Below are 23,126 nucleotides of genomic sequence, written 5' to 3'. Positions count from 1 at the left end.
AAACTCAGCGGTGGCGGAAGATGCGCCCAGCCCGCTTGGCGGTGCTGTGGCGGTAGATCTCCGCAAAGGCCTGGCCATCCTGCCCCAAATCCTTGCGCTCGCGTTTGTCGATCGTGAGTAGAAAATCACCCGGTTGGGGCGTGTAAGCCTCTCCCCGGTTGAGGCCTTCCACCACGGTGTACGTGCGGCGCTGGCGGTGGTACTCGATCAGTCGGTCCACCGCCAGCGGTTTGAGGGTGTGCTGATTGAAATAGGAGCGCATGAAAATCACATTCACCGGCTCTCCCTTCTCCCGGCTGTCGCGGCTGAGTGCTGCCATGGCATCGAAGGTTTCGCGCCAGCGGCGCTGCGTGGTTTTGATCGTGCGCACGCGCTTGCTGAAGGTTTCTGAGGCGCGGTGTTCGAGGCCGACCAGCACCAGGCTTCCGGCCATCCCCAGGGCTGCGACCGTGGCAGAGGCTGGACGGCGACCCAGACGCGGCACCAGCCAGCAGCACCAGATCCAGCCCAGGTCAAGCACCGTGACCAGTTGCACCGGCAGGGTCCAGAAGCTGGCGTAGGGGTAGCCGACGCTGGCCCAGAGGGCGACCGCGTAGAGAATGACCGCCAGATTGAGCCCGTCCAGCAGGTCAGTAGACCGTCGGTTGCGAACAAGAGGCAGCAGCCGCAGAGCGTTGAAGCCGAAGAGAGCGATCAGTCGCCAGTCCGCATCCAGGCTCCAGCGTCCCTCGCTGCTGAAGGGTGTGGCCTGGGCGACAAGGCTGGGCAGAAGGCTGAGCGTCACGTAGGAGACCGCCACCACCGGCACAAGGGCGATCAGTGCGCTCTCCAGGGATCGCCAGCGCCGAGCGGCCGGAGTGGTGAGCCAGCGCAGCAGAGCTGGGATCACGAACAGCAGCACGGCGATGTCTTTGACATACACACCGAGCAGTGCCCACATAAGAGTGAACGCCCCGGACCGTCTGCGGCCGCTCTTGATGAAGCGCCAGTAGCTGAAGGCATAGCCGGCGAACAACACCGTGAGCAGCCGCTCGCAGTAGACCAGCTGGAAGAACCCCCATCCGGTGGCCGGTGCGAAGAGAAACAGCAGGGCCATGCTCAGAAGCAGCCCAGGGACCCGCGGTGGTCCCACCATCTCCTGCACCATCCGGGCGCTGAGCACCACGATCGCCATCAATTCGACCGCACTGACCAGCATCCATACCTTCACGTAGGGCGTGAACCAGCTGAGGGCATGCAGGTCCTGGTGGGCGAGAGGGAAAAAACGGAAGCTGTTGCGCTGCATCGTTTCGGCGATGAAGCGCTCTTGCACCTGGGGCTGGTCGAGCAGCGGACTGTGGATGAAGCCTTGGTAGAGGTCGGGCAGTTCCGGATAGAACCAGCTGGTGCCCTGCACCATCGCCACGGTGTAGCCCGCGAACACCACGGTCACAACAGGGTGACGCCGGATCCATCTCAGGATCCGGAAGGGCAAGGGTTGGGTGCGCTGATCTGTTGGGTCCTGGTCTTTGGCGGCGATCACGAGGAGAGTGATCACACCGAGCGCCACCAGGCTGAGAACCAGGCCGTGGCTGATCTGGTTGTAGGCCAGCAGCCATTGCTTGCTGGCGGCCTGAATCATTGGATGGTGAGGGCTGGCAGGGATTTCACCAGGTCATCCACAGCCTTGAGTTGGGAGAGGAAGGGTTCCAGTTGCTCCAGCGGCAGGGCGCTCGGTCCATCGCAGCGGGCCTGACTTGGATCTGGATGGGACTCCAGAAACAGACCTGCCAGTCCGATGGCCATTCCGGCGCGGGCCAGATCCAGCACCTGACTGCGGCGACCTCCCGACGCCGCACCGCCGGGATCACGGCACTGCAACGCATGGGTGACATCAAAAATCAGAGGCAAGTCGTCGCAGCAGCGCTTCATGACGCCAAACCCCAACATGTCCACCACCAGGTTGTCGTAGCCAAAATTGCTGCCGCGCTCGCAGATCAGCAACCGCTCATTGCCGCACTCGCGGAACTTCTCCACCACGTTGGCCATCTGAGAGGGGCTCAGAAACTGCGGCTTCTTGATGTTGATCACTGCGCCGGTTTGCGCCATCGCTTCCACCAGATCCGTCTGGCGGGCCAGAAATGCCGGGAGTTGGATGATGTCGCACACCTCTGCAGCTGGAGCGGCCTGCTCGGGTGTATGCACGTCCGTGATCACGGGCATCCCATGGGTGTCTTTGACGGCCTGAAGCATCGCCAGGCCCTCCTCCAGTCCGGGTCCACGGAACGAGTGAACCGATGATCGGTTGGCCTTGTCAAAGGACGCTTTGAAGACCAGAGGGATCGCGAGCCGGCGGCAGACATCGGCGTACTTCGCTGCTGCATCGAGGGCGAACTGCTGCGACTCCAGCACGTTCACCCCGCCGATCAGCACGAAGGGCGCGTCGTTGGCGAAGGTGATTGACCCAAGACTGACCTGCCGCGCTGCCATGGTTGTGCTTCCAGGGCCGAAAGCCTAGGCCTCGTGCTGGAGCGGGCCGTAATCTGCGCCCAGACCAGGCCTGCCGGTGACGACCCTCGCTCCGATTCCGATCTTCATCGGTTACGACCCGCGGGAGCGGGCTGCCACCAATGTGCTGATCGACAGCCTGTATCAGCACAGCACGTCGCCACTGGCGATCACGCCCTTGGTGACCCCCCAACTGGAGGCTCAGGGGCTGTACCGGCGCCAGCGGGATCCCAAGCAGAGCACGGCGTTTTCCTTCACCCGCTTTCTGGTGCCCCATTTGATGGGGTATCAGGGCTGGGCGATTTTCATGGACTGCGACATGCTCTGCCGCGGTGATATCAAGCAGCTCTGGGACCAGCGGGATGATCGCTATGGAGCGATGTGCGTGCAGCACGAGCATGTGCCCGGCGAAACGGTGAAATTTCTGGGGGAAGTGCAGAGCGCTTACCCGAAGAAGAACTGGAGCTCGCTGATGTTGCTGAACTGCAGCCGCTGCACGGCGTTGACCGTGGACTATGTGAACAGGGCCACAGGATTGGAACTCCACCGATTCCATTGGCTGGAGGGCGATCATGAGATCGGTGCCTTGGATGCTGGTTGGAACCATCTCGTGGATGTGCAGGACGCACCCACGGCGGCTGCGGAAGAAGGTGGTCCGCGCTTGCTGCACTGGACCCTCGGCGGCCCCTGGTTCAGGGAGCAGCGCACGATGGGTGGGCCGCTTGCGGCGGAATGGTTCTCGGCCCGTGATGACGCCATGAAGCTCTGGGACTGATGACGATTCAGCGTTCAGTGGTGGCGGTGCCGGCCCGGTTGGCGTCCTCCCGCTTGCCCGACAAAGTATTGGCGGAGATTGGCGGCAAGCCAATGATCCAGCGGGTGCTGGAACGCTGCGCCCATGCCGCTGGGCCTGCAGCAGTGGTGCTCTGCACGGACAGTTCTCGGCTGCAGCAGCTGGCTCAGGGGTGGGGTTTTCCGGTGCTGATGACTTCGGACTCTTGCAGCTCCGGTAGCGAGCGCATCGCCTCCGTGGCCGACCAGCTGGTGGCTAAGGCCTGGGTCGAGCGGGTTGATTGTTGGGATGAACCGCAGAGAGCCGAGCGGCTCCGCACCACGGCCGTGATCAATGTGCAGGGTGACCAGCCCTTTCTTGACCCTGCTGTCGTAACTGCGATGGTTGAGGAATTCGGACGGCGCGAGCCTGTGCCCGCAGTGGTGACACCGATCTACCGCTTGACCGCGGACACCATCCACAATCCAGCCGTCGTGAAAACCCTGGTGGCCCACGATGGCCGGGCGTTGTACTTCTCCCGTTCCGCCATCCCCCATGTCCGTGACGTGGATCCCGCTGACTGGCATCGGCATGCGCCTTACTGGGGACATGTGGGTATGTATGGCTTCCGGGGGGATGTGCTGGCCCAATGGGATCAACTGCCGGCTTCTCCTCTTGAAGATCTCGAGCGCCTGGAGCAGCTGCGCTTGATCGAAGCCGGGCATACGGTCGCCACCTTCAGGGTGGAGGGAACCTCACTCTCTGTGGATACACCGGAGCAGCTGGAGGAGGCCCGCCGGATGGCTCGCACGTAGGGATGGGGGCGATCTCACGCCTTGAGCTGCCAGGCATTCCCCCGGAGTTGACGTTGGCCCTCGTCGAGCAGGTTCGACTCCAGGGGCTTGGGCGGTTGGCTCTGGTCGGTGGTGCCGTCCGTGATGCCCTGCTCCATCAATGCTATGGGGCCTCCTGGACAGGGCTTCCGGATCTGGATCTGGTGCTGGAAGGATCCTGCGCTGATCTGGCCCGTGGTCTCCAGCAAAGGTTCGGTGCTGAGCGGATGCCGTGGCTGCAGTTGCATGAGCGCTTCGGCACGGCGGAACTGATGCTGGATGGCGTGCTGATCGATCTGGCCGGTGCCCGTGAGGAGCGGTATCCCCTACCGGGCGAGAACCCAATCGTTCAACCGGGACCGCTCGAAGAGGATCTGGCACGCCGGGATTTCACGGCGAATGCCATGGCGTTGGTGTTGCATGGCGATGGCAGCCAGCAGCTGCTGGATCCCCATGGTGGTCTCGACCACCTGGCTTCACGGCAGTTGGTGTTTTTGCATGAGGCCAGCGTTTCTGATGACCCAACGCGCGTGATTCGCGCTGCCCGTTATGGCGCCCGGCTTGGATTCGATCTCGATTCGGGATCCCTGCAGCAGTTGAAGACCACGCTGGAGCGCTGGCCTTGGGCCTGGCGGCATGGCGATGTTGTGGATGAGGTGCCTCCAGCCCTGGGGACCCGCTTGCGTATGGAGCTGGATCTGCTCCTGGAGCGGGAACCCTGGCCGCAGGCTCTGACCTTGCTGCAGAAATGGTCTGCGCTGCCTCTTCTGGATCCGTTGTTGCAGAGCGAGGCCAAGCTCATATGCAGATTGCGGCGGGCTGCACGTCTGCAACTTCCCTTGCTCAGCGCCTTGATCGCCGCAGCCGAGGAACCCGTCGCTCTGGCTCAGCGGCTTGAGATTCCCATGCAGCAGTTGCGCTGGCTGGAGCAACTGCAAGCGCTGCGGCACTGGCTGGAGCAGGAGGTGTTGCCCCAGCCATGGCGCCAATGGGGAGCTCTGGAGTGGACCTCACGTCTTGAGCAGGCCAACTGGTCCGCGCCGGTGGTGGCTTTGGCGGTGATCGAAACCCCACTGTGCTGGCGCCCGATGCTGCGCTGGTGGGGGCGCTGGCGGCATGCGACCGCCTCGGTCAGCGCCAGGGACTTGATCGCCCAGGGCATGCAACCTGGACCGCTGTTAGGGGAGGCGCTGCGTCGCTCCCGGGATCAGGTGCTGGAGGGACTGCGATGAAGCGCTGGCTGGTGCTTCTGGTGTCTGCCGACTTTGGACCGATGGGCTTGCACCACAGGCAAGAGCTTTCAGCCCAGCTATCCCGCACTGATTCCCTGGTTGGCCCTGCTCCTGCTGAGCTGGTGGTGGCACAGCTTCGTCGATTAGGACCCTGCGCTCAGCAGGCGTTTGCAGCGTGAGCCTCGCCGTTACTCACGTCGTGCCCGTCTGCTCAATCTCAGTGATCGGATGGAGGTCGCAGCCGGGCGAATGAGTCCACCGTCTGTCCCTTGGAGGGATGGCGATGCGCTGCAACGTGCCTTGATCAGACGCCCAGCGCCCGACCAGCTCTGGCTGGCCGACAGTGGCCGGGTATCGCTGTGAGCCTGAAGTGCTTAGCGGCACCAGCGGCTTGCCGTTGGCCAGTGCTGTTCAAGGTCAACCTCAGGAAGCAACTGACGCACGGCTTTGACATCATCGGCGAGCGACTGTCCTAATTCAGCCAAGAGATCGTCGGGGATGTCAGTGCTGCTGTCACTCGCATTCACGCGCTGGTCCCAAGCTGGTTCGTGGTAACGAAGACCGAGGAATGCACAGAGTTGCGCATACGTTTCGGTTTGAAACAGCGTTTCATAGAGACCGAGATAGCACTCCTGGATCCCAAAACTGTGTCTGAGGTTCTCCAGGGTGCGGCCGTAATCACTGCGCAGACTCGGGCCCTTGCGCACCCGCTTGCGTAAGCCGGCGATTTCACTCGCTGCATCTCGCTTGCCGAGCTTGCGTTGTTTCATGCGTTGGCTGGAGATCAGCCGCTCGATCGGGTCCCGCATGAGGAACACAGGACGCACGTTGATGCTGCGTTGTCGGAAGCCGGATTGGATTAATTGAAGCGTGTTTGCTGATAGTGCCGCATACGACGGCGTGATATCTCCGGTCAAGGTGACTGAGCAGCCTTTGCGGCGCGGTCTGCGCAGCAACCAGGCGAAATAGTCGAAGTAGAGGTCTGGCTGGCGGATGAACAGCTGGCGCATCCAGCTGCGGGGCTGAATCCAGCTGCGGGGCTGGCTTAGCGACATCTCAATGCGCCGGAACCGAGCCAATTCCGGCATGGTTCGGGCATCGTGCACGTGGTACTCCTTCAGAACGCCGAAGTCCGTATCAGCCCTGCGCTGCAGCTGTTCATGTAGCCAGGTGGTGCCGGCTTTCTGAGCCCCGAGTCCCAGCAGGAAAACGCCACCGGCTGGAGAGAGTGACTCAGTCATTGCGGTCACGCCAGCCGTGGCGGCGCAGCGCCGCCCAGTCCCCACGCGCCTGCAGGATGCGTTCCGCCAGTTCCCTTACAGCACCGTGCCCACCGCGGCTCTGCAGCACAGCATCGGCCTGTTGCCGCAGGGGGCGACAGGCATCGTTTGGTGCCAGCAGAAGTCCCACGTGACCTCTGACCGCTAGGTCGTTGAGGTCATCGCCGAGGAAGGCAGTGCGGGATTGGGACACACCGAGTTCCTGTCGCAGTGCAGCAAGGGCCGGTGGTTTGTCCTTAATGCCAACCAGGCAGTGTTTGATGCCCAGCTGGCGTGCCCTCACCTCCGTGGCACCGCCTTGGCCGCCACTAAGAAAGGCCAGATGCAGGCTCGCTTTTTGAAGCAATCGCAGCCCGAGTCCGTCGCGCACATCGAAGCGTTTCTGCAGCTGTCCGTCAGGGTTGAACCAGAGCCCGCCATCGGTGAGCACACCATCCACATCCAAGACCAGCAGCTGGAGCGTGGCTAACCGCTGGCGCTGCCTGTGCCATTGCCATTCGCGCAGCAGGTGTTGCATCAGGCCAGCCCGGCCTGGACGAGATCGTGCAAGCGCAGCAGACCATGCAAGCCATCGTGCTCATCCACGACCGGCAGCACGGAGATCGGTTTGCGACGGTTGTGCTCCATGCGCTGAATCGCTTCCACGGCCAGGATGTCGGCCGACACCGTGATCGGATCCGCCGTCATCAGCTCGCCAGCGGTGAGCGCTGGCCAACGTTCTGGACCGTGATCACGCAGGGCTCGGCGCAGATCGCCGTCCGTGATCAGTCCCAGCAGACGGCCTGGTTGGGCGGGGTCCTCTACCCAGCCGCTGCCGATCGCCCCTTGGGTTAGGCGACCGATCACGTCCGGTAGTGGCGTCGTGGGTGTGATCGATGGCAGCTGGGCGACAGGGATCATCAGATCAGCCACCGTCATCGTGAGCTGCTTACCCAGGGCACCGGCTGGGTGGTTCAGGGCAAAGTCGGCTGAGGAAATCCCGCGCCGTTCCATCCACACCGCCGCCAGGGCATCGCCGATGGCCATGGCCACTGCGGTGCTGGCCGTGGGGGCGAGGTTGAGAGGGCAGACCTCCCGATCCACGGAGGCGTCGAGCACCACATCACTGCCGCGGGCCAGGGAGGAGTCGGCCCGTCCCACCAGGGCGATCCGGGCCGTACCACGACGTTTGAGATGGGGGAGCACTTCCAAAAGCTCTGCCGTTTCTCCACTGTTGGACAGCAGCAGGCAAACATCGTCAGGAGCGACCACGCCCAGGTCCCCGTGCAGGGCATCAAGGGGATTGAGGTAAAGGGCCATCAGGCCGATGGAGGAGAAGGTAGCGGCAATCTTGCGGGCCACGATCCCGCTCTTGCCAACCCCCGTGATCACCAATTTGGCCTTGCGGTCAGCACAGCGCTCCAGAAGGGCCAGTGCTCCCTCAACCTCGTCTGCAGACAGCTGAGAGGCCGCCGCCGCAATGGCGGCAGCCTCTTCCTGCAGGCAGCGGGTGAGTGCGGACACGATCGAATGATCAAGTTGGTCGGCATTCTCGGCCACGACAGGAATGCTGTGGTTCATGTCTGGCAGGCTTAGAACCACCAGATCGGTAACTGTTGACAGGATTGGTCCAACGACTGGCCTCCCCTTGGCTGGATCTACTGCTGCCGCTCTCGCTCCTAGGGCTGGCGTGGCAGCGCAGCGGCGATCCCGCGGGGATGATCTGGATCCTGGCGCTCTGGTGCAGTCTGAAATTGCTAGGGAACCTGCCGGGGCAGCCGGCCTATGCGGTGCTGATCGGCGTTCTGGCAGTGAGCGTGGGAGCTGTGATTCATCCGGTGAGCGTGGCGGCGCCCACCGATCTCATCCTGGTTCTGCTGGCGTTTGCTGCAGGCTTGCGCCAGTCACCGGCGCAGTGGCCCCTGGCTCTATGGATCGTGCTGTGCACCGTTGTGGTGTCGCTTCCGTTTGTGGAATTCGATCGCCTGAACGGCAACCTCGATGTCATTCCCTGGTCTGCCCTGCGTGATCGTCTTCCTCAGGAAGCCCTTCGCATCCAAAAGATCACGATCAACCGCAGCGGATACCTATACGGCTTGCTGACGCTCGTGGGGTACGGGCTGTTCCGCTGGGAGGCGCGGATCTGGTGGTCCCGTGGGGCGGCGCTGATCGGTGCGCTCAGTTTCGTCCTGGCCTTTGGCACAGGCTCACGGGCCGCGCTGCTGTTTCCGATCCTTGCCGTTGTTGTCGCTGAACTGTGTTGGCAGCGTCGCCGGTGGGTGGCTCGCCATGGCCGAGCTTTGGCGGCTGCCGTTCTCGCCCTGTGCCTGGTGTTCAACGTGGCGCTGTATGCCCCCTTCAGCCCATTGGCGAACCTGAATCCAAGCGATGCCGGGCGTGCCCGCGTGGCTCAGTGCTTCGTGCTGCGGTCATTGCAGGCGGGCCCTGATCTGTTCACCGGCCAGGGGTATGACCGGGTGTCGGACCATTGCGCCGGCAAGGTGTTTCTCCCCGGCTACACCACGGGCATTCCCCATGCGCACAACGTGTTTCTGCAGGTGCTCGCCGATCAGGGGCTTGTCAGCCTGGTGCTGCTGCTGATCGCCTTGGGGCTCACCTTTCAGCGCTTGTTTCAGGGATTGGCCGGGGATCAGGGGCCGCTGTGCAGGCTTGCTTTGGCCTGTGCTGTGTTCATCCTGATGTCGTCTCTGGTGGAATCCACCCTGTTGAAAACGTCCCTGCAGCAGGTGATCACTGGTTACATCCTGGCTCTGGCCTGGATGCCTGGTGCGGCGCTTCTAAAAGCCAATGTCCGTACCATCGCCCCATGAGCTTTCTCGCCGGCCTCAATGACGCCCAGCGCCGGGCGGTTGATCACCATGAGGGGCCCCTGCTGGTGGTGGCTGGTGCGGGTAGCGGCAAGACCCGGGCCTTGACCCATCGCATTGCCCATCTCATTGGGGAGCACGGTGCCGATCCCGCCCAGATCCTGGCTGTGACCTTCACGAACAAGGCAGCCCGTGAGATGAAGGAGCGTCTGGAGCTCCTGCTTGCCCAGCGACTGGCCCAGAGTCAGTTCGGCCAACCCTGGAGCACCCTGCCGCCGGTGGAGCAGCGTCAGCTGCGCTCACGCATCTACCGGGAAGTCACCAAGGAGCTGTGGATCGGCACCTTTCATGCCCTTTTCGCACGGATGCTCCGCTACGACATCGACAAGTTCAAGGACAGCGAAGGACTCTCTTGGACCAAGCAGTTCTCCATCTACGACGAGGCCGATGCCCAGAGCCTGGTGAAGGAGATTGTGACCCAGGAGCTTCAGCTTGACCCCAAGCGCTTCGAACCGAAAAAAACCCGTTGGGCGATCAGTAACGCTAAGAATCAGGGGTGGCTGCCCGATCAGCTCGAGGCCAATGCCGAGGGGCAGCGGGGCAAACTCACCGCCGACGTGTACCGGCGCTACCGCAAGGCCCTCGCGGCCAACAATGCCCTCGATTTCGATGACCTGCTGTTGATGCCGGTGCAGCTGCTGCAGCAGAACGAGCAGGTGCGCGGCTACTGGCACCGCCGTTTCGCCCATGTGCTGGTGGATGAATATCAAGACACCAACCGCACCCAGTACGACCTGATCAAGTTGCTGGTCACTGACGGCAAGGATCCCCAGACCTACGACAACTGGACAGGTCGGTCGGTGTTTGTGGTGGGCGATGCCGATCAGAGCATCTACAGCTTCCGGGCGGCGGACTTCACGATCCTGATGGGCTTTCAGGACGACTTCGGAGACCAGGAGCCCGATGAGGCCACCCGCACCATGGTGAAACTGGAGGAGAACTACCGCTCGACGGCCACGATTCTCGAGGCTGCCAATGCCTTGATTGCGAACAACAGCGAGCGCATCGACAAGGTGCTGCGTCCCACCCGCGGCGAGGGGGAGCTGATTTCTTTGACCCGCTGTGATGACGAGATCGCCGAGGCCGAAGCGGTGGTGCATCGGCTGCGGATGATGGAAGCAGCCAACCCCGAGCTGACCTGGGGGGACATGGCCTGTCTCTATCGCACCAATGCTCAGTCGCGGGCGCTGGAGGAATCCCTGGTGCGCTGGAGGATTCCTTATGTCGTGGTGGGCGGCCTGCGCTTTTACGACCGGAGGGAAATCAAGGATGTGCTCGGCTACCTGCGCCTGCTGATCAACCCTGCCGACACCGTGAGTTTGCTGCGGGTGATCAATGTGCCCAAGCGGGGCATCGGCAAGACCACGATCCAGCGGCTCACTGATGCGGCCAATCAGCTGGGCATTCCCCTCTGGGATGTGGTGAGTGATCCCGAAGCGGTGCGCTCCCTCGGTGGCCGTTCCGCCCGGGGCTTGCTGCAGTTCTGTGAGCTGATCAACGGCTTGCGCGAACGTGTGTCCACCACGCCCCCTTCTGAACTGATTCAGCAGGTAATGGAGCTCAGTGGCTACGTCAGCGAACTGATCACCGAAGGCAGCGATGAGGCCGAGGAACGCAGGCGCAATCTGCAGGAGCTGGTGAATGCAGGTTTGCAGTACCAGGAGGAAAACGAGGAGGGAGATCTCGAGGGTTTTCTGGCCTCTGCGGCTCTGGCCAGCGATGCCGATAGCAAGGACACCGCCGCCGATCGCGTCACTCTGATGACCCTGCACAGCAGTAAAGGTCTGGAATTTCCGGTGGTGTGCCTGGTGGGTCTGGAGCAGGGGCTCTTTCCCAGCTATCGCTCCCTTGACGATCCCGCTTCGCTGGAGGAAGAGCGGCGGCTCTGTTATGTGGGCATCACCCGGGCCAAGGAGCGCCTGTTCCTCTCCCATGCCAGCGAACGACGTCTCTGGGGTGGCATGCGCGAACCGGCCGTGCCGAGTGTGTTCCTCTCCGAACTGCCGGAAGCGCTGGTGCAAGGAGAGATCCCGCGCTCAGGAGGCGCTGCGATCCGCCGGGAACAACGTCTAGATCGCCTCACTCGCGTGGACCGTGAGCAACCCAGCAGCGCCCCTGCTAACGCGGTGCGTCGGCGTCAGGCCGGTCCAGCGCCCGGTCGCAGCTGGAGCGTGGGTGACCGGGTGCTGCACAGCAGCTTCGGAGAAGGAGAGGTCACCCACACCTTCGGTAGTGGCGAGAAGGTGTCGATTGCGGTGAAGTTCGCAGGGATGGGTCCCAAGATCCTGGATCCGCGCTTGGCGCCGATTGAGCCCTTGCCGTGAGCTTGCTGTTCAGCTCGAGGCCAGGGCCACCGAGCCGATTGCAGTCCAGGGGCTGGATTCGGCCTGAAGTAAAGCGTCAGCCAGAGGGCTGGTCACGCTGATCAGCAGCGGTCCGCAGGTCTGGGGATCGACCAGTAACTCGAGCAGAGCCTGGCTTTGCAGGCTGCCCACGAGGATGTTGCCCAAGTGCAGGGTCACCAGGCCCTGATCGAGCAGGCCCCATGAGCGCCTGTTGGCTGGAGCAAGACTGCTGGCTAGACCGCTCTCGAGCAAGGGCAGGGCTCCAGGCAGTGCGGGAATGGCATCCGCCTGCAGAGTCACGCGCACGTGCTCAGGGGTCGCAGTTGGCCCCAGCATCTCGCCGAGGTGGCCCAGGAGGCCGAAGCCTGTGATGTCGGTGGCCGCATGAATGCAATTGGGATGGATCTTTTGAAGCGTGAGCAGCTCTTCCAGCAGGTGGTGCTGACTGGTGGACATCTGCTCCAAAGCCTTGTCCAGGTCTGAAGGGTGCGTTTTGCCTCTCATCGCTGCCGCGAACAGAACCCCCGTGCCCAGAGCACGGCTGATTAGGAGCTGGTCTCCTGCCTGAAGACCGCGTTTGGGCCATGGCCGCTCCGGTGAAGCTCCGGAGACGCTCAGGATCACTTGGATGTCCTGGCTTGGGGGTGGGCTCCCAGCCTGACGGCTCTCGAGTGTGTGTCCTCCCAGCAGGCTGGCTTGCTGGGGTTGCAGCGCGCACTGGATGCCCGCCAACGTTTGTTCCAGCAACCATTCCTGATCGGCAGCGTCGCCGAGGGGAAGGGTGACCACCGCCTGGGCCGCCTGCACACGCGCTCCGCAGGCCCACAGATCTGAGCAGGCATGCAACGTTGTGAGCCTGGCGTTCAGCCAGGGGTCGCTGATCAGCGCTGGAAAACCATCCACGCTTTGCAGAAGCGGTTGTCCACTCACTGCTCGGCTGCCAGGCAAGGGATTTGCATCTTCGGGCGCTGATCCCAGCGTCTGTAGTCCAGCCCGGCTGAGGGCGGTTTCCAGGTGATGGGCCGGTAATTTCGCCGCGCATCCGTTGCAGCGCATCGTTTCCGGGTCCGCCGCCGCGTAATCCATGGTCGATTGGGTTTTGAAGTGGCGGATGAACCGGCGGTCAATGCGCTCTTTCCAGTTCCACAGCCAACCCTTGGGTCCAAGGACCCAGGGCCCCCAGAGCAGCCAAGCCACAGCTGTTCCCTGGCGATGGCCTCCCAGGAGCTGCAGGGCTCGAGTTTGGGGGCTCCAGTGATGTAGCGGTTGGCCGCGTCCGGCGGCTTCCAGATTGCGGGCCAAGGGCTTGGCCGCACGCACAGCCCAGACGCCGGAGGGCGGGCGGACCGCTCCGTTGACCACAGCGCAGTCACCGGTGGCGAAGAGCTCCGGGTGCCCGTGCACCTGAAGGGTCGCGTCCGTTTGCACCCGACCGCTCTGGGGACAACAAGGCAATCCACTGGCTGCCAGCCAGGCTGGCGCCTGGCTACCTGTGCAGCGCAGTCCTGGCCCTTCGATGGTGGGTTCTCCGTCGCTCACCACACAGTGCTTGATGCCGGCTGCGGTGATTGCCTTGGCCAGCTCCGGCCGCGGTTGCCCAGGTTTGCTGATCAGTTGCAGGGGCCGCGCCGGCCAGCGTTGACGTAGCGCTAAGGCCACTTCCAGGCCCGCCAGTCCGGCGCCGAGGATGGCAAAAGGGGGCCAGGTGCTCTGCGGTGCTGGGTTGCGATCCTCCCGCTCAAGCAGGGCGAGGACGGGCTCCAGGGGTTTGATTGGCGTGAGTTCGTGCGTGTTCCCCTCGCAGCGGGACTGCGAGGCTGTGGTGATCGCGCCAACGTTGAGACTGAGGCAATCAAAACGCAGTGCCGGTCGGCGTTCCAGGAACAACTGACGCTCTGCAAGATTGATGCCCGTGATGGTGGCGATCACCAGGGCGACTCCAGCCTGGTCGGCGAGTCGGCGCAGGTCGATGTTCACCTCATCAAGGCTGTAACGGCCGGCGATCAGACCTGGGACCATTCCCGAGTAGAGCGTGGTGCTGCACTGGCTCACGAGGATGATGAGCCCGTCGGGTCGTTTCTCGGGGCGCATCGCCCAGCGACGCAGCAATAGTGCATGGCTGTGGCCACCTCCGGCCAGCACCAGAACACTCATGGCTCGCTGGCGTAGCCCTGGGGATTGGCGGATTGCCAGGCCCAGCCATCCCGGCAGATGTCCTGAAGTGAGCGTTGTGTCTGCCACCCCAGTCGCCTGAGCGCCTCGGCCGGATCGGCCACGGTGATGGCGGCATCGCCGGGTCGGCGGCTGACGATGGCATGAGGAATGGGGCGTTTGCTGGCTTCAGCAAACGCCTGAATCACCTCCAGCACTGAAATGCCTCGGCCGCTGCCGAGGTTGAGGCTGAGCAGCTGTGGCGGCTCCTCCAGCAGGCAGTCAAGGGCGGCGCGGTGACCTTCAGCGAGATCCATCACATGGATGTAATCGCGGATGCAGGTGCCGTCCGGAGTGGGCCAGTCGCCGCCGAACACATGCAGACATTCCCTCCGGCCCACGGCCACCTGGCTCACGAAGGGGAAGAGATTGTTGGGAATGCCGAGGGGATCTTCACCGATCTGGCCGCTGGGGTGCGCACCGACCGGATTGAAGTAGCGCAGGCAGGCGATCCGCCAGAGTTCCTGGGCGCTTGTAGCCAGGTCGTTGAGCAGGCGTTCCGCCGCTGCTTTGGTGTACCCGTAGGGATTGATCGGCTGGATCGCCGCCGTTTCCGGAATCGGCCCGTGGTCGGGGTAGCCGTAGAGGGTGGCGCTGCTGCTGAACACAAAGGTGTGGCAGCCGTGGTTGGCCATCACCTTCAGCAGGCTGAGCGTGCCGTGCACATTCACGTCCCAGTAGCGCAGCGGTTCAGCAACCGATTCGCCCACGGCCTTGAGTCCTGCGAAGTGGATCACCGCATCAATCGGCTGGCCCTGCGCTTCGGCCTGTTGGAAGATCGCCTCAAGGCAGGGGGTATCGCGGATTTCCCCTTCGACAAACTGCAGGCGATCCGTCGGTCCCGCCTTTGATGCCGGTGCAACCCCTGCCAGAGACGCGACGCGGTTGAGTGAGGCCAGAGAACTGTTGCTGAGGTTGTCGACCACCACAAGCTCATGGCCCGCGTCCAGAAGGACGAGGCAGGTGTGGCTGCCAATGAAACCGGCACCCCCTGTGACGAGGATCTTGGCCATGAGAGCTGATTTGATCTCTGGGGATTGAAGCCTAACGGTGGCGATTTAACGTGAATTCTCTATTGCGAGTGCAATGCTTCGCGAATGCATCAGGTTGGGCTTGCGCAATCGGTGTCGGTTCATCTCAAGTGGAGCTAATCAGTTGTTGTTTCGATTAGGGCATCGCTCTGAATCTTGCGTTGACATCCGTCCCGAATGTCTTGATCAATCGCTCTTCAATTGTTTGCCTGTGTGAGGCCGCTGCATGGACTGTCGTCTCTCAGTGTTGGTTGTTTCAAGAACTCCGAGTTTGCTGAATCGCTTGCTGGAGTCATTTCCGTCGGCCTGTTCTCTGCCGCTGGCCGATGTTGAAATTCTCTGCTCCTGGAATGGTTCGATCGTCGATGAGGCCTTCATCCATGTGCCCGATGGATTGTTATTCCGTGTGGTGTCGAGGGCGCCCTATCACTTTGCTGCAAATGTGAATTCACTGGTCCGGTTGGCTCAGGCAGAGTCCCTGCTTCTGGTCAATGATGATGTCATCCTCGACCGTGGAAGTGTCGACTCTGCTTTGGCGGCCATGGCCTCTCAAGCTCAAGTGGCCCTGATTGGATCCCATCTGCGTGGTTTGGATGGACGCCTGACCCATGCTGGAATTCTCTTTGACTGTTTTGCCTCTCCCTTCCATTATTTGGAGTCGCTTGTCTCTGCGGATCACACGTTTGTACTCAGAGATGAGGCACGTGTTGTTGCTGCTTCCGGCGCCCTGATGTTGATCAGGCGATCGGCTCTGGTTCAGCTCAGGATGAATGAGGCCTACTGCGTCTGCGGTGAGGATGTTGAGTTCTGCCTTGATGTTTGTGAAATTCTCGGATCCAAAATTCTTTGCTTGCCAGAGTTCAGTGGTGTTCACGAAGCGGAATCAACCCGCTCGTCCATGCCTGGGCAGGGTGCGAATTCCAGTGATCAGGTATTGCTCAAGGCTCGACGCAAACGCTTTGAACGCCGTGCTGGGTGCAAGGTGCTGATCGATGAGTGGAGGTTGCAGCGGGATGTGGCTTGTTTGTGTGTACGAGAGGGGCATAAGTCGCTTCCCGGTGTTGCGTTGATGGCGGTGACTCTTCTTCGTTCCGGACTCTGGATCAGCTGGCGCGTCGTCAGTTCTGTGCTGTCCAGGTTTGCAAGGTGTTGAGCCAGTGGTGTCTGGCAAAAAGCGCTTGGTAGCGCCTGCGCGCCTCGATGCCCAGGTCGTGGCGTTTCTCAGGGTTATGCATCAACAAGGCCAAGACATTGGCAAGCTCGTCGGGGGTTTGCGCCCATGGCAGACCCTCCAGCTGACAGACCCAACCCATGCCTGAGCGCCGGCGATCAAACGCGAGCGCTGGAATGCCGGCGGCCATTGCCTCCAGCTGCACGATGCCGAAGGCCTCGTTGCTGCGATCTGAAGGAAGCACCAACACATCAGCTGCGGCGATCTGCTGCAGCTTGGCGGCTTCATCCAGTTGTCCCAGGAATGTCACCGGAGCGTCATGACCCATCAGGGAATGGCTCAGGGTCTCGAAGGCATCGCGATGGGGGCCGTCACCCACGATGTGGAGCTCCCACCCCTGACTCAATTCGGCCAGCGCGTTCAGTAACCAGTCCAGACGTTTGTAACTGGCGAGGCGTCCGATGAACAGCACGCGCATCGGTCGCCCAGGCTCGACAGGGCGGGCCGGGATGGCGAGGAGCTGTTGTTCCTGTGCATTGCTGAGGCAGCAGGGCAGCACCTGCACCCGCTTGGAGACACAGCCCTGGTGAATGAGCGCCTCCTCCAGCACCGGTGAGGTGGTAACAACTCCATCCAGGAGAGGCAGAAGCCGCAAGGCCAGCCACTGATACAAAAGGAACAGGCGACCACTGAACCCTGGAGACTGTTCGAGAAAGGAATGCCAATGGGCGGTGACCCGGCGCCGCGGCCTCAAGACCTTGGCGGCAACAAGCAGAAGCAGCACACCAGGAGATGGAAGGTGGCCATGGAGGTGTTTGCTGCTGAGCAGAAGCCTTCCCAGGATCCGTGTCGGCCAAGGCAGTTGCAGTCGCGCTACGGGCGGGCTGCAGGGCAGCACCTGTCGCGGATAGCTCACTGGGCAGGAATCGATGGCGTGGCTGGCCTGCCGTTGAGGATCAAAGCTGTAAACGCGGCCGCCCCAGACGCTGGCGAGCTCGTGGGCGACCCGCTCAACGCCGCCAAATCCGGGGGGCCATTCCCGCAGCAGCTGCAGGATTGTCTGGCTCACCGGAGGGCCGTCCTGTTGCATGAAATGGAGTTCTTCAGACCGCGTAGTACTGCCTATACCACCGGGCAAAACACTCCACACCGGTTTCAATCGGGGTGTAGGGCTTGAAGCCCACCCAGGCCTCCAGGGCTGTGGTGTCGGCTGCGGTGGCGACGACGTCTCCGGGTTGCATTGGTTGGAAGTCTTTGATGGCGGTTGTCCCCAGCGCTTGCTCCATCACCTCGATGAACCGCATCAGAGGCGTGGGTTCGTTGTTGCCGATGTTGAACACTCGGTGAGGAGCTGCCGCGGTGGCCGGATCCGGGGCCAGTGGATCAAAGTCGGGATTGGCTGAGGCAGGCTTGTCGCAACAGCGCAGCACACCTTCCACGATGTCGTCGATGTAGGTGAAGTCGCGCTGCATCTTGCCGTGGTTGAACACCCGGATCGGTTTGCCGGCAAGAATGGCTTTGGCAAACAACATCGGTGCCATGTCCGGTCGGCCCCAGGGGCCGTAGACCGTGAAAAAGCGCAGACCGGTCGCCGGCAACTGATAAAGATGGCTGTAGGTGTGCGCCATCAGCTCATTGGCTTTTTTGCTGGCGGCGTAGAGGCTCACTGGATGGTTCACGGGCTGTTGCTCGTGAAACGGCAGATTGCGGTTGCCGCCATACACCGAGCTGCTCGAGGCATACACCAGATGCTCGGTGCCATGGTGCCGGCAGCCTTCGAGGATGTGGCCGAAGCCCACAAGATTGCTCTGGATGTAGGCGGCTGGATTCTCCAGGGAGTAGCGCACCCCCGCCTGCGCTGCCAGGTTCACCACCACGCGCGGACGCTCAGCCGCGAAGAGCTCCATCAGGGCTGTTCCGTCTTCCAGGGCAAGCCGTTCGAAGCGCCAGGCTCCTTGAGGCGCCATGGCTTCAATGGTCTGCAGGCGCGCCTGCTTCAGCGAGGGGTCGTAGTAACTGTTGAGGTTGTCGATGCCGATCACGCGGTCGCCGCGCTTCAACAAGCGCTGCACGAGGGCAGCACCGATGAATCCGGCCGCACCGGTGACGAGGATCGGACGGGACTGATCGCCGCTCATGCCTCTCCCTCGCCCACGCGCCAGAGGCTTAATCCGGCATTTTCAACCTCGGTCGGAGAGACCACCGAGCGTGCATCGAACACCCAGGCGGGCTGGCGCATGAGCTTCGACAGCGCGCTCCAATTCAACTGCCGGTAGTCCCGCCATTCGGTAAGGATCAGGACAGCATCAGCACCAGTGACCGCTTTTTCCACGCTGGCACTGGGCCACCAGGTGCCTTCACCGCTGAGGGAGGCGCGGGTCGGGCCCGCGGATCCATCCGGAGCCTCGCTGGCCTGGAGCTGCAGATCCCGGGCGATCTGCTCGGAATCCACTTTGGGGTCGTGAATGGCCAGCTGGGCCCCTTCCACGAGGAGGTCTTTGGCGATCCGGATCGCGGGTGCCTCACGGGTGTCGTTGGTGTCGGCCTTGAAGGCGAAGCCCAGGATCGCCAGCCGTTTCCCCGTCACCGTGCCGAACAGCTTCTGCACCACCAAGCGGGCGATGCGGTGTTGCTGCCAGGTGTTCAGGATGACCACCTGTTCCCAATAATCCGCTACTTCCGGCAAGCCGAAATGGCGGCAGAGGTAAACCAGGTTGAGAATATCTTTCTGGAAGCAGCTGCCGCCGAAGCCGGGGCCCGATTGCAGAAACTTGGGGCCGATGCGGCTGTCGGTGCCGATGGCCCTCGCCACTTCACGCACGTCGGCACCAGTGCTCTCGCAGAGAGCGGCTACGGAATTGATCGAACTGATGCGCTGGGCCAGAAAGGCATTGGCGGTGAGCTTGGAGAGTTCGCTGCTCCAGAGGTTGGTGCGCAGAATCTTGCTGTCATCCACCCAGTGCGCATAGACCGAGGCGAGCGCTTCAATGGCTTCCTCTGTATTGCCGCCGATCAACACTCGGTCCGGTGACTCCAGATCGCGGATCGCGGTTCCCTCGGCCAGAAATTCCGGGTTGGAGAGGACAGCAAACGATCGATCACCCTGGGAGGTGTCTGCCGACGCGAGAATAGTTTGCACCGTTTCCGCGGTGCGCACCGGCAGGGTGCTTTTTTCCACAACGATGGTGTGGCCCTGGGCCGATTGAGCCACCTGTCGAGCGCAGGCCTCCACCCAGCGCAGGTCACTGGCTTGGCCTGCCCCCAACCCCTTGGTCTTGGTGGGTGTGTTCACGGAGATGAACACCATGTCGGCGGCGGCGATGGCGTCGGCAACCCCTGTGGAGAAGTGCAGGTTGCGGCCCCTGGCCCGCTTCACCACGGCATCGAGGCCGGGCTCGTACACCGGCAGCTTGCTGAGATCTCGGTCGTTCCAGGCATCAATGCGGGCCTGATTGATGTCAACCACCGTGACTTGAATCTGTGGGCAACGATCGGCGATCACCGCCATCGTCGGCCCCCCTACATAGCCGGCACCGATGCAGCAGATGCGTTGAATTGGTGATCCCATCGCTGCGTTAGCTGGCCCATTGTTGGGGCAACGTTACCGCCAGTGGCTTCCAGGCATCACTTCCTCTCTTGATACTCAACGGCATGCCAGGGTTTCCAAGAGCGCCGGGAGATCCACAGCGGGATCATTCCAGGGCAATGTGTGTTCCTCACCATCTCCTTGCAAGCGTTTGATCCTCACAATCCCCTGATCGACTTCGCCGTCGCCCAGCACCAGTGCTGATGGGGCCTTGCAGCGATCAGCCCGCTTGAACTGTTTGCCGAACGCGGCTCCTGAACCATCAAGTTCCACGGCGAGTCCGGCGTTGCGCAGGTCGCGGGCCAGGCCGAGGGCTACACCCTCGGCCTGGTCTCCACGATTCACCAGATACACATCCGGTGCTGCGTCCGACGCGTTGCCGAGCATCAAGAGCAGACGCTCCATGCCGAGAGCCCAGCCCACAGCTGGAGTGGCCGGGCCCCCAAGTTGCTGAACGAGTCCGTCGTAGCGACCGCCACCGCAGACCGTGGCCTGGGCGCCGAGCTGGTCGCTAGTGATCTCAAACGCTGTGTGCCCGTAGTAATCCAGCCCGCGTACCAGGCGGGTGTTGTGCGTGAAGGGAATGGAGAGTTGGGTGAGCAGCGCCTGCACGTGTTCAAAACGTGAAGCACTTTCGGCGCTGAGGGCTGCTTGCAGCGTTGGAGCGTCGTTAAGAAGGGCCTGGGTGGATTGGTTTTTGCTGTCGAGAATGCGCAGCGGGTTTGTGCTGAGACGTTTCTGTGAATCGGCATCAAGCTGATCGCTGCGCTCCTCCAGCCAGGTCACCAGGGTGTTTCGGTAGGCCTGGCGGTCTTCCGATGTGCCCAGGGTGTTGATTTCTAGCTTCACGTGTTCCAAGCCCAGATCAGCAAGCAGATCCCATGCCAGGGCGATGACCTCCACGTCGCTGCGGGCACTGCTGACACCGAGGCATTCCACACCGATCTGATGAAACTGCCGCTGTCGACCAGCCTGAGGGCGTTCATAGCGGAACATCGGGCCTGAATACCAGAGCTTCTGAACTCCCTGACTCAGCAAGCCATGTTGGACGGCGGCGCGGACAACCGATGCCGTGCCTTCCGGTCGCAAGGTGCAGGATCGTTCACCACGATCGAGAAAGCTGTACATCTCCTTCCCAACGACATCCGTTGCCTCACCGATGCCGCGGGCAAATAATTCGGTGACTTCGAGCAAGGGAGTGCGAATTTCCTCCAGGCCTGCACGACGGAAGTGTTCGCGCGCAACGGCTTCCACGTTTTGCCAGCGCCGCGTTTGCTCGGGCAACAGGTCCACCATGCCCCGCAGGCTCTGCAGTTGGCTCATCGGCTCTCAACTTGTCGTGAGGCAGTCTGACTGCCGCCCAAACTCTCATCAAAAAACCCGCCCATCCCAGAGGGTGGCGGGTTCGAACAAATGCAAGAGGCTGCAGTGATTCAGGCTGAACCAACGCCTGTGTAGGAGCCATAGAAGAACAGACCCACCACAAACAGCACAGCCATGCCACCGGCAGTGGCCACGAGCCAGAGGGGAAGGGTTCCTTCAGTCCAGCGGGAACGCCAGGCGACGGCGGGGCGACCATCAGGTAGACGGTCAGGAATTCTTCCGTCAGGAAGATTGGATTTCTTGCCACTCATGAATCAGAACCTCAGTTGAAGAAGTAACTGGAGAAAAGAATGCCTGTGGTGAAGACCACAAGAAGGCCCAGATAAAGACTGGTGCGGTTCAACTCGACGGGCAAGTTGTTGGGATTGGGATTGCGCTCCATGGTTCAGAGAGTTGAGAGATCAGCGGCGAACGAACTGCATGGCTGCCAGGGCGCCAAGAAAAAACACTGTGGGAACGCCCAAGGTGTGAACAGCGAGCCAGCGCACCGTGAAAATTGGGTAATTGCGTGGCGTGGAGGTGGCGGGAGATTGCGTCATGGTTCTGGTTTATTTCAGGCGCTGGTCAAGGTCGGACTTGCCTTCGTAGCGCTGGCTCACCACTGGAGCTTTGCTTTCGCTGGCCTGGAAATAGGCATCAGGGCGAGGTGTTCCGAAGGCGTCGTAGGCCAGGCCGGTGGACACAAACAGGAAACCCGCCAAGAAAATGGAGGGCAGTGTGATGGCATGGATCACCCAGTAGCGGATGCTGGTGATGATCTCGAAAAACGGGCGTTCCCCGGTGGAGCCGGCGGCCATGACTTCGGGCGTATCAGCTTGGTGATCCTAGGGGTAGGGCTCCGGCCATTGCGGCTGGAGCCTGCCCATGGTTACGAAGCGTTGTCCGTTCGCGGCTGATCCCTGCGCTCAGCTCACTGCCGTCCAATGCAGCATCAAGCCACGTTCTCCGAGAAGAAACGCGTGGTCTTGGCCTTCGCTGTCGTCAAAGACGAACCGATTGAAATTGGTCGGTGCCTGCCGGCTTTCGGGATCGCGCTCCCAGCTGTCACCTCCGTCCCGGCTCACCAGCAGGGTGCCGTTGCCGCCACCTGCCCAGATGGCACCATCCTTCGACCAGGCCATATCCATATAGCCGTAGCCGTTGGTGATGGGAATGATCGGCTTGTTCCAGCTCTCAGGGTCTTCAGCATTGTCATTGAGTCGGATCTGAGCGCCACGGGCCACCATCCATAGGTTTCCATCCGGCTGGTAGCCAATGCTCTGCAGCCTCTGGCTGCTCACGCGCTGATGCACCTGCCACACCTCTTGTCCCGGAATCCAAGTGGCGTAGAAATTGCCCAGGCTGCTCACACTCACGTAGCCGCCATCGGCACTGCGGCGCAGGTCGCGCACTGCACCGGCGGCATCACTCACCTCCGCTTCCCAGCTGCCGCCGCCGTCACGGGTGCGATACACAGCACCAACGTTGGTGGCCAGTTCAGCACTGTCGGCTCCCAGTGCGGTGATGAGATAGGGCTCGCCAGGCAGCTTGGTGTCGAGGAACAAGCGGGTCCAGTTTTGGCCGCCATCAGTGGTGTGCATCAGCAGGCCAGGCTGGCCTGCGATCCAGCCATCGTCGCCTTCAAAAGCGATGCTGAGCAAGCGGAAGTTCTCCTCATCGGGGAGGTCAAGGCTGCGTTCGTTCCAGCTGGACCCTCCGTCGTTGGTTTCAAGGATCAGGCGGTTGCTGCCCACCAGAAAGCCGTGATCCGCACTGGTAAAGGCCACATCCAGAGGATTGGCGTCGGTGTTGAGGTCCACCACCTGCCAAGGACTGCTCGTGGCCACGGGAACACGGGTGGTGACGCAGCCTCCGAGGCCGAAGCCGATGCAGGCCACCAGCACGAGCTGGATCAGGGGTTTGAGCAGAGAAGACATGCGAGGCACAGA

At 62.0% G+C, this 23,126-nt stretch carries 24 protein-coding genes; 8 read left to right on the top strand and 16 right to left on the bottom strand.

Annotation, left to right across the window (positions count from 1 at the left end; translation table 11 throughout):
* Positions 1–4: 4 nt before the first annotated feature.
* Both WH7805_RS07490 and kdsA read right to left on the bottom strand, forming a co-directional pair.
* Entirely contained in the window at positions 5–1,621 is a 1,617-nt protein-coding gene (locus tag WH7805_RS07490; RefSeq protein WP_006042427.1) for a hypothetical protein, read from the bottom strand.
* Complete coding sequence (kdsA, locus tag WH7805_RS07485) at positions 1,618–2,469, bottom strand: 3-deoxy-8-phosphooctulonate synthase (protein ID WP_006042426.1); 852 nt, start codon at positions 2,467–2,469, stop codon at positions 1,618–1,620. The genes WH7805_RS07490 and kdsA overlap by 4 nt, the downstream gene beginning before the upstream one ends.
* Before the next feature lie 76 nt (positions 2,470–2,545).
* Here kdsA and WH7805_RS07480 point away from each other — a divergent pair, with 76 nt between their 5' ends.
* The 5 genes from WH7805_RS07480 to WH7805_RS07460 are packed head-to-tail and all read left to right on the top strand — an operon-like array spanning position 2,546 to position 5,687.
* Positions 2,546–3,262: a glycosyltransferase gene (locus WH7805_RS07480; protein WP_006042425.1), complete on the top strand. Its 717-nt coding sequence runs from the start codon at positions 2,546–2,548 to the stop codon at positions 3,260–3,262.
* Positions 3,262–4,074 carry a 3-deoxy-manno-octulosonate cytidylyltransferase gene (gene kdsB, locus WH7805_RS07475; protein WP_006042424.1) on the top strand — a complete coding sequence of 271 codons (813 nt, stop codon included), beginning with the start codon at positions 3,262–3,264 and terminating at the stop codon, positions 4,072–4,074. Before WH7805_RS07480 ends, kdsB begins: the two co-directional genes overlap by 1 nt.
* A 2-nt stretch (positions 4,075–4,076) precedes the next feature.
* Positions 4,077–5,324, top strand: coding sequence for a CCA tRNA nucleotidyltransferase (locus WH7805_RS07470; RefSeq protein ID WP_006042423.1), 1,248 nt, complete (start codon positions 4,077–4,079; stop codon positions 5,322–5,324).
* Entirely contained in the window at positions 5,321–5,503 is a 183-nt protein-coding gene (locus WH7805_RS14725; RefSeq protein ID WP_006042422.1) for a hypothetical protein, read from the top strand. The genes WH7805_RS07470 and WH7805_RS14725 overlap by 4 nt, the downstream gene beginning before the upstream one ends.
* Positions 5,493–5,687, top strand: a complete 195-nt coding sequence (locus WH7805_RS07460) for a hypothetical protein (RefSeq protein ID WP_006042421.1) — start codon at positions 5,493–5,495, stop codon at positions 5,685–5,687. The genes WH7805_RS14725 and WH7805_RS07460 overlap by 11 nt, the downstream gene beginning before the upstream one ends.
* A gap of 11 nt (positions 5,688–5,698) precedes the next feature.
* Here the strand turns inward: WH7805_RS07460 and WH7805_RS07455 are convergent, their stop codons facing one another.
* Genes WH7805_RS07455 through WH7805_RS07445 form a run of 3 tightly spaced genes read right to left on the bottom strand, consistent with a single transcriptional unit; the run spans position 5,699 to position 8,164 of the window.
* Positions 5,699–6,565 (bottom strand): sulfotransferase family protein, encoded by an 867-nt coding sequence (locus WH7805_RS07455; protein ID WP_006042420.1) that lies wholly within the window; start codon positions 6,563–6,565, stop codon positions 5,699–5,701.
* On the bottom strand, positions 6,558–7,121 hold the full coding sequence (locus tag WH7805_RS07450; protein WP_006042419.1) for an HAD family hydrolase: 564 nt from the start codon (positions 7,119–7,121) through the stop codon (positions 6,558–6,560). The genes WH7805_RS07455 and WH7805_RS07450 overlap by 8 nt, the downstream gene beginning before the upstream one ends.
* The gene (locus tag WH7805_RS07445) at positions 7,121–8,164 is read right to left on the bottom strand and encodes an SIS domain-containing protein (RefSeq protein ID WP_006042418.1); all 1,044 of its coding nucleotides are present in this window, start codon (positions 8,162–8,164) and stop codon (positions 7,121–7,123) included. The genes WH7805_RS07450 and WH7805_RS07445 overlap by 1 nt, the downstream gene beginning before the upstream one ends.
* Positions 8,165–8,199: 35 nt before the next feature.
* On the opposite strand from WH7805_RS07445, the gene WH7805_RS07440 reads away from it, so the two are divergent.
* Positions 8,200–9,414: an O-antigen ligase gene (locus tag WH7805_RS07440; protein WP_006042417.1), complete on the top strand. Its 1,215-nt coding sequence runs from the start codon at positions 8,200–8,202 to the stop codon at positions 9,412–9,414.
* Positions 9,411–11,795, top strand: a complete 2,385-nt coding sequence (locus WH7805_RS07435; RefSeq protein WP_006042416.1) for a UvrD-helicase domain-containing protein — start codon at positions 9,411–9,413, stop codon at positions 11,793–11,795. The genes WH7805_RS07440 and WH7805_RS07435 overlap by 4 nt, the downstream gene beginning before the upstream one ends.
* 9 nt (positions 11,796–11,804) lie before the next feature.
* Here WH7805_RS07435 and selD read toward each other — a convergent pair whose 3' ends face one another.
* Together selD and galE are read right to left on the bottom strand one after the other, a co-directional pair.
* The gene (gene selD, locus WH7805_RS07430) at positions 11,805–13,970 is read right to left on the bottom strand and encodes a selenide, water dikinase SelD (RefSeq protein ID WP_006042415.1); all 2,166 of its coding nucleotides are present in this window, start codon (positions 13,968–13,970) and stop codon (positions 11,805–11,807) included.
* Positions 13,967–15,040, bottom strand: coding sequence for a UDP-glucose 4-epimerase GalE (gene galE / locus WH7805_RS07425; RefSeq protein WP_006042414.1), 1,074 nt, complete (start codon positions 15,038–15,040; stop codon positions 13,967–13,969). The genes selD and galE overlap by 4 nt, the downstream gene beginning before the upstream one ends.
* Positions 15,041–15,284: 244 nt before the next feature.
* On the opposite strand from galE, the gene WH7805_RS07420 reads away from it, so the two are divergent.
* The gene (locus tag WH7805_RS07420; RefSeq protein ID WP_006042413.1) at positions 15,285–16,211 is read left to right on the top strand and encodes a glycosyltransferase; all 927 of its coding nucleotides are present in this window, start codon (positions 15,285–15,287) and stop codon (positions 16,209–16,211) included.
* Here WH7805_RS07420 and WH7805_RS07415 read toward each other — a convergent pair.
* The 9 genes from WH7805_RS07415 to WH7805_RS07375 form a co-directional block, all read right to left on the bottom strand.
* Positions 16,177–17,298, bottom strand: a complete 1,122-nt coding sequence (locus WH7805_RS07415) for a glycosyltransferase family 4 protein (RefSeq protein WP_232198979.1) — start codon at positions 17,296–17,298, stop codon at positions 16,177–16,179. The two genes, WH7805_RS07420 and WH7805_RS07415, sit on opposite strands and share 35 nt — an antisense overlap.
* Before the next feature lie 34 nt (positions 17,299–17,332).
* The gene (locus WH7805_RS07410; RefSeq protein WP_006042411.1) at positions 17,333–18,367 is read right to left on the bottom strand and encodes an NAD-dependent epimerase; all 1,035 of its coding nucleotides are present in this window, start codon (positions 18,365–18,367) and stop codon (positions 17,333–17,335) included.
* The gene (locus WH7805_RS07405) at positions 18,364–19,797 is read right to left on the bottom strand and encodes a nucleotide sugar dehydrogenase (protein ID WP_038004529.1); all 1,434 of its coding nucleotides are present in this window, start codon (positions 19,795–19,797) and stop codon (positions 18,364–18,366) included. The genes WH7805_RS07410 and WH7805_RS07405 overlap by 4 nt, the downstream gene beginning before the upstream one ends.
* Before the next feature lie 75 nt (positions 19,798–19,872).
* Entirely contained in the window at positions 19,873–21,138 is a 1,266-nt protein-coding gene (gene hisS, locus WH7805_RS07400) for a histidine--tRNA ligase (protein WP_006042409.1), read from the bottom strand.
* A gap of 110 nt (positions 21,139–21,248) precedes the next feature.
* Entirely contained in the window at positions 21,249–21,449 is a 201-nt protein-coding gene (locus tag WH7805_RS07395) for a photosystem II reaction center protein J (protein ID WP_006042408.1), read from the bottom strand.
* Between the two features lie 11 nt (positions 21,450–21,460).
* Positions 21,461–21,580 (bottom strand): photosystem II reaction center protein L, encoded by a 120-nt coding sequence (locus tag WH7805_RS07390; RefSeq protein ID WP_006042407.1) that lies wholly within the window; start codon positions 21,578–21,580, stop codon positions 21,461–21,463.
* A gap of 19 nt (positions 21,581–21,599) precedes the next feature.
* Positions 21,600–21,737: a cytochrome b559 subunit beta gene (gene psbF / locus WH7805_RS07385; protein WP_006042406.1), complete on the bottom strand. Its 138-nt coding sequence runs from the start codon at positions 21,735–21,737 to the stop codon at positions 21,600–21,602.
* 9 nt (positions 21,738–21,746) lie between these two features.
* Positions 21,747–21,995, bottom strand: coding sequence for a cytochrome b559 subunit alpha (psbE, locus tag WH7805_RS07380; RefSeq protein WP_006042405.1), 249 nt, complete (start codon positions 21,993–21,995; stop codon positions 21,747–21,749).
* 108 nt (positions 21,996–22,103) lie between these two features.
* Positions 22,104–23,114, bottom strand: a complete 1,011-nt coding sequence (locus tag WH7805_RS07375; RefSeq protein ID WP_006042404.1) for a photosynthesis system II assembly factor Ycf48 — start codon at positions 23,112–23,114, stop codon at positions 22,104–22,106.
* Positions 23,115–23,126: the final 12 nt, after the last annotated feature.

The sequence above is a fragment of the Synechococcus sp. WH 7805 genome, assembly GCF_000153285.1.
Lineage (GTDB): Bacteria > Cyanobacteriota > Cyanobacteriia > PCC-6307 > Cyanobiaceae > Synechococcus_C.
This window is presented reverse-complemented; position numbering and strand designations above follow the sequence as displayed.

Excerpts from the sequence above, each read along its gene's own strand:
- WH7805_RS07490 (WP_006042427.1), bottom strand. The coding sequence starts at position 1,621 with ATGATTCAGGCCGCCAGCAAGCAATGGCTGCTGGCCTACAACCAGATC.
- kdsA (WP_006042426.1), bottom strand. The coding sequence starts at position 2,469 with ATGGCAGCGCGGCAGGTCAGTCTTGGGTCAATCACCTTCGCCAACGAC.
- kdsB (WP_006042424.1), top strand. The coding sequence starts at position 3,262 with ATGACGATTCAGCGTTCAGTGGTGGCGGTGCCGGCCCGGTTGGCGTCC.
- WH7805_RS07470 (WP_006042423.1), top strand. The coding sequence starts at position 4,077 with ATGGGGGCGATCTCACGCCTTGAGCTGCCAGGCATTCCCCCGGAGTTG.
- WH7805_RS14725 (WP_006042422.1), top strand. The coding sequence starts at position 5,321 with ATGAAGCGCTGGCTGGTGCTTCTGGTGTCTGCCGACTTTGGACCGATG.
- WH7805_RS07455 (WP_006042420.1), bottom strand. The coding sequence starts at position 6,565 with ATGACTGAGTCACTCTCTCCAGCCGGTGGCGTTTTCCTGCTGGGACTC.
- WH7805_RS07450 (WP_006042419.1), bottom strand. The coding sequence starts at position 7,121 with ATGCAACACCTGCTGCGCGAATGGCAATGGCACAGGCAGCGCCAGCGG.
- WH7805_RS07445 (WP_006042418.1), bottom strand. The coding sequence starts at position 8,164 with ATGAACCACAGCATTCCTGTCGTGGCCGAGAATGCCGACCAACTTGAT.
- WH7805_RS07435 (WP_006042416.1), top strand. The coding sequence starts at position 9,411 with ATGAGCTTTCTCGCCGGCCTCAATGACGCCCAGCGCCGGGCGGTTGAT.
- selD (WP_006042415.1), bottom strand. The coding sequence starts at position 13,970 with ATGAGTGTTCTGGTGCTGGCCGGAGGTGGCCACAGCCATGCACTATTG.
- galE (WP_006042414.1), bottom strand. The coding sequence starts at position 15,040 with ATGGCCAAGATCCTCGTCACAGGGGGTGCCGGTTTCATTGGCAGCCAC.
- WH7805_RS07420 (WP_006042413.1), top strand. The coding sequence starts at position 15,285 with ATGGACTGTCGTCTCTCAGTGTTGGTTGTTTCAAGAACTCCGAGTTTG.
- WH7805_RS07410 (WP_006042411.1), bottom strand. The coding sequence starts at position 18,367 with ATGAGCGGCGATCAGTCCCGTCCGATCCTCGTCACCGGTGCGGCCGGA.
- WH7805_RS07405 (WP_038004529.1), bottom strand. The coding sequence starts at position 19,797 with ATGGGATCACCAATTCAACGCATCTGCTGCATCGGTGCCGGCTATGTA.
- hisS (WP_006042409.1), bottom strand. The coding sequence starts at position 21,138 with ATGAGCCAACTGCAGAGCCTGCGGGGCATGGTGGACCTGTTGCCCGAG.
- WH7805_RS07395 (WP_006042408.1), bottom strand. The coding sequence starts at position 21,449 with ATGAGTGGCAAGAAATCCAATCTTCCTGACGGAAGAATTCCTGACCGT.
- WH7805_RS07390 (WP_006042407.1), bottom strand. The coding sequence starts at position 21,580 with ATGGAGCGCAATCCCAATCCCAACAACTTGCCCGTCGAGTTGAACCGC.
- psbF (WP_006042406.1), bottom strand. The coding sequence starts at position 21,737 with ATGACGCAATCTCCCGCCACCTCCACGCCACGCAATTACCCAATTTTC.
- psbE (WP_006042405.1), bottom strand. The coding sequence starts at position 21,995 with ATGGCCGCCGGCTCCACCGGGGAACGCCCGTTTTTCGAGATCATCACC.
- WH7805_RS07375 (WP_006042404.1), bottom strand. The coding sequence starts at position 23,114 with ATGTCTTCTCTGCTCAAACCCCTGATCCAGCTCGTGCTGGTGGCCTGC.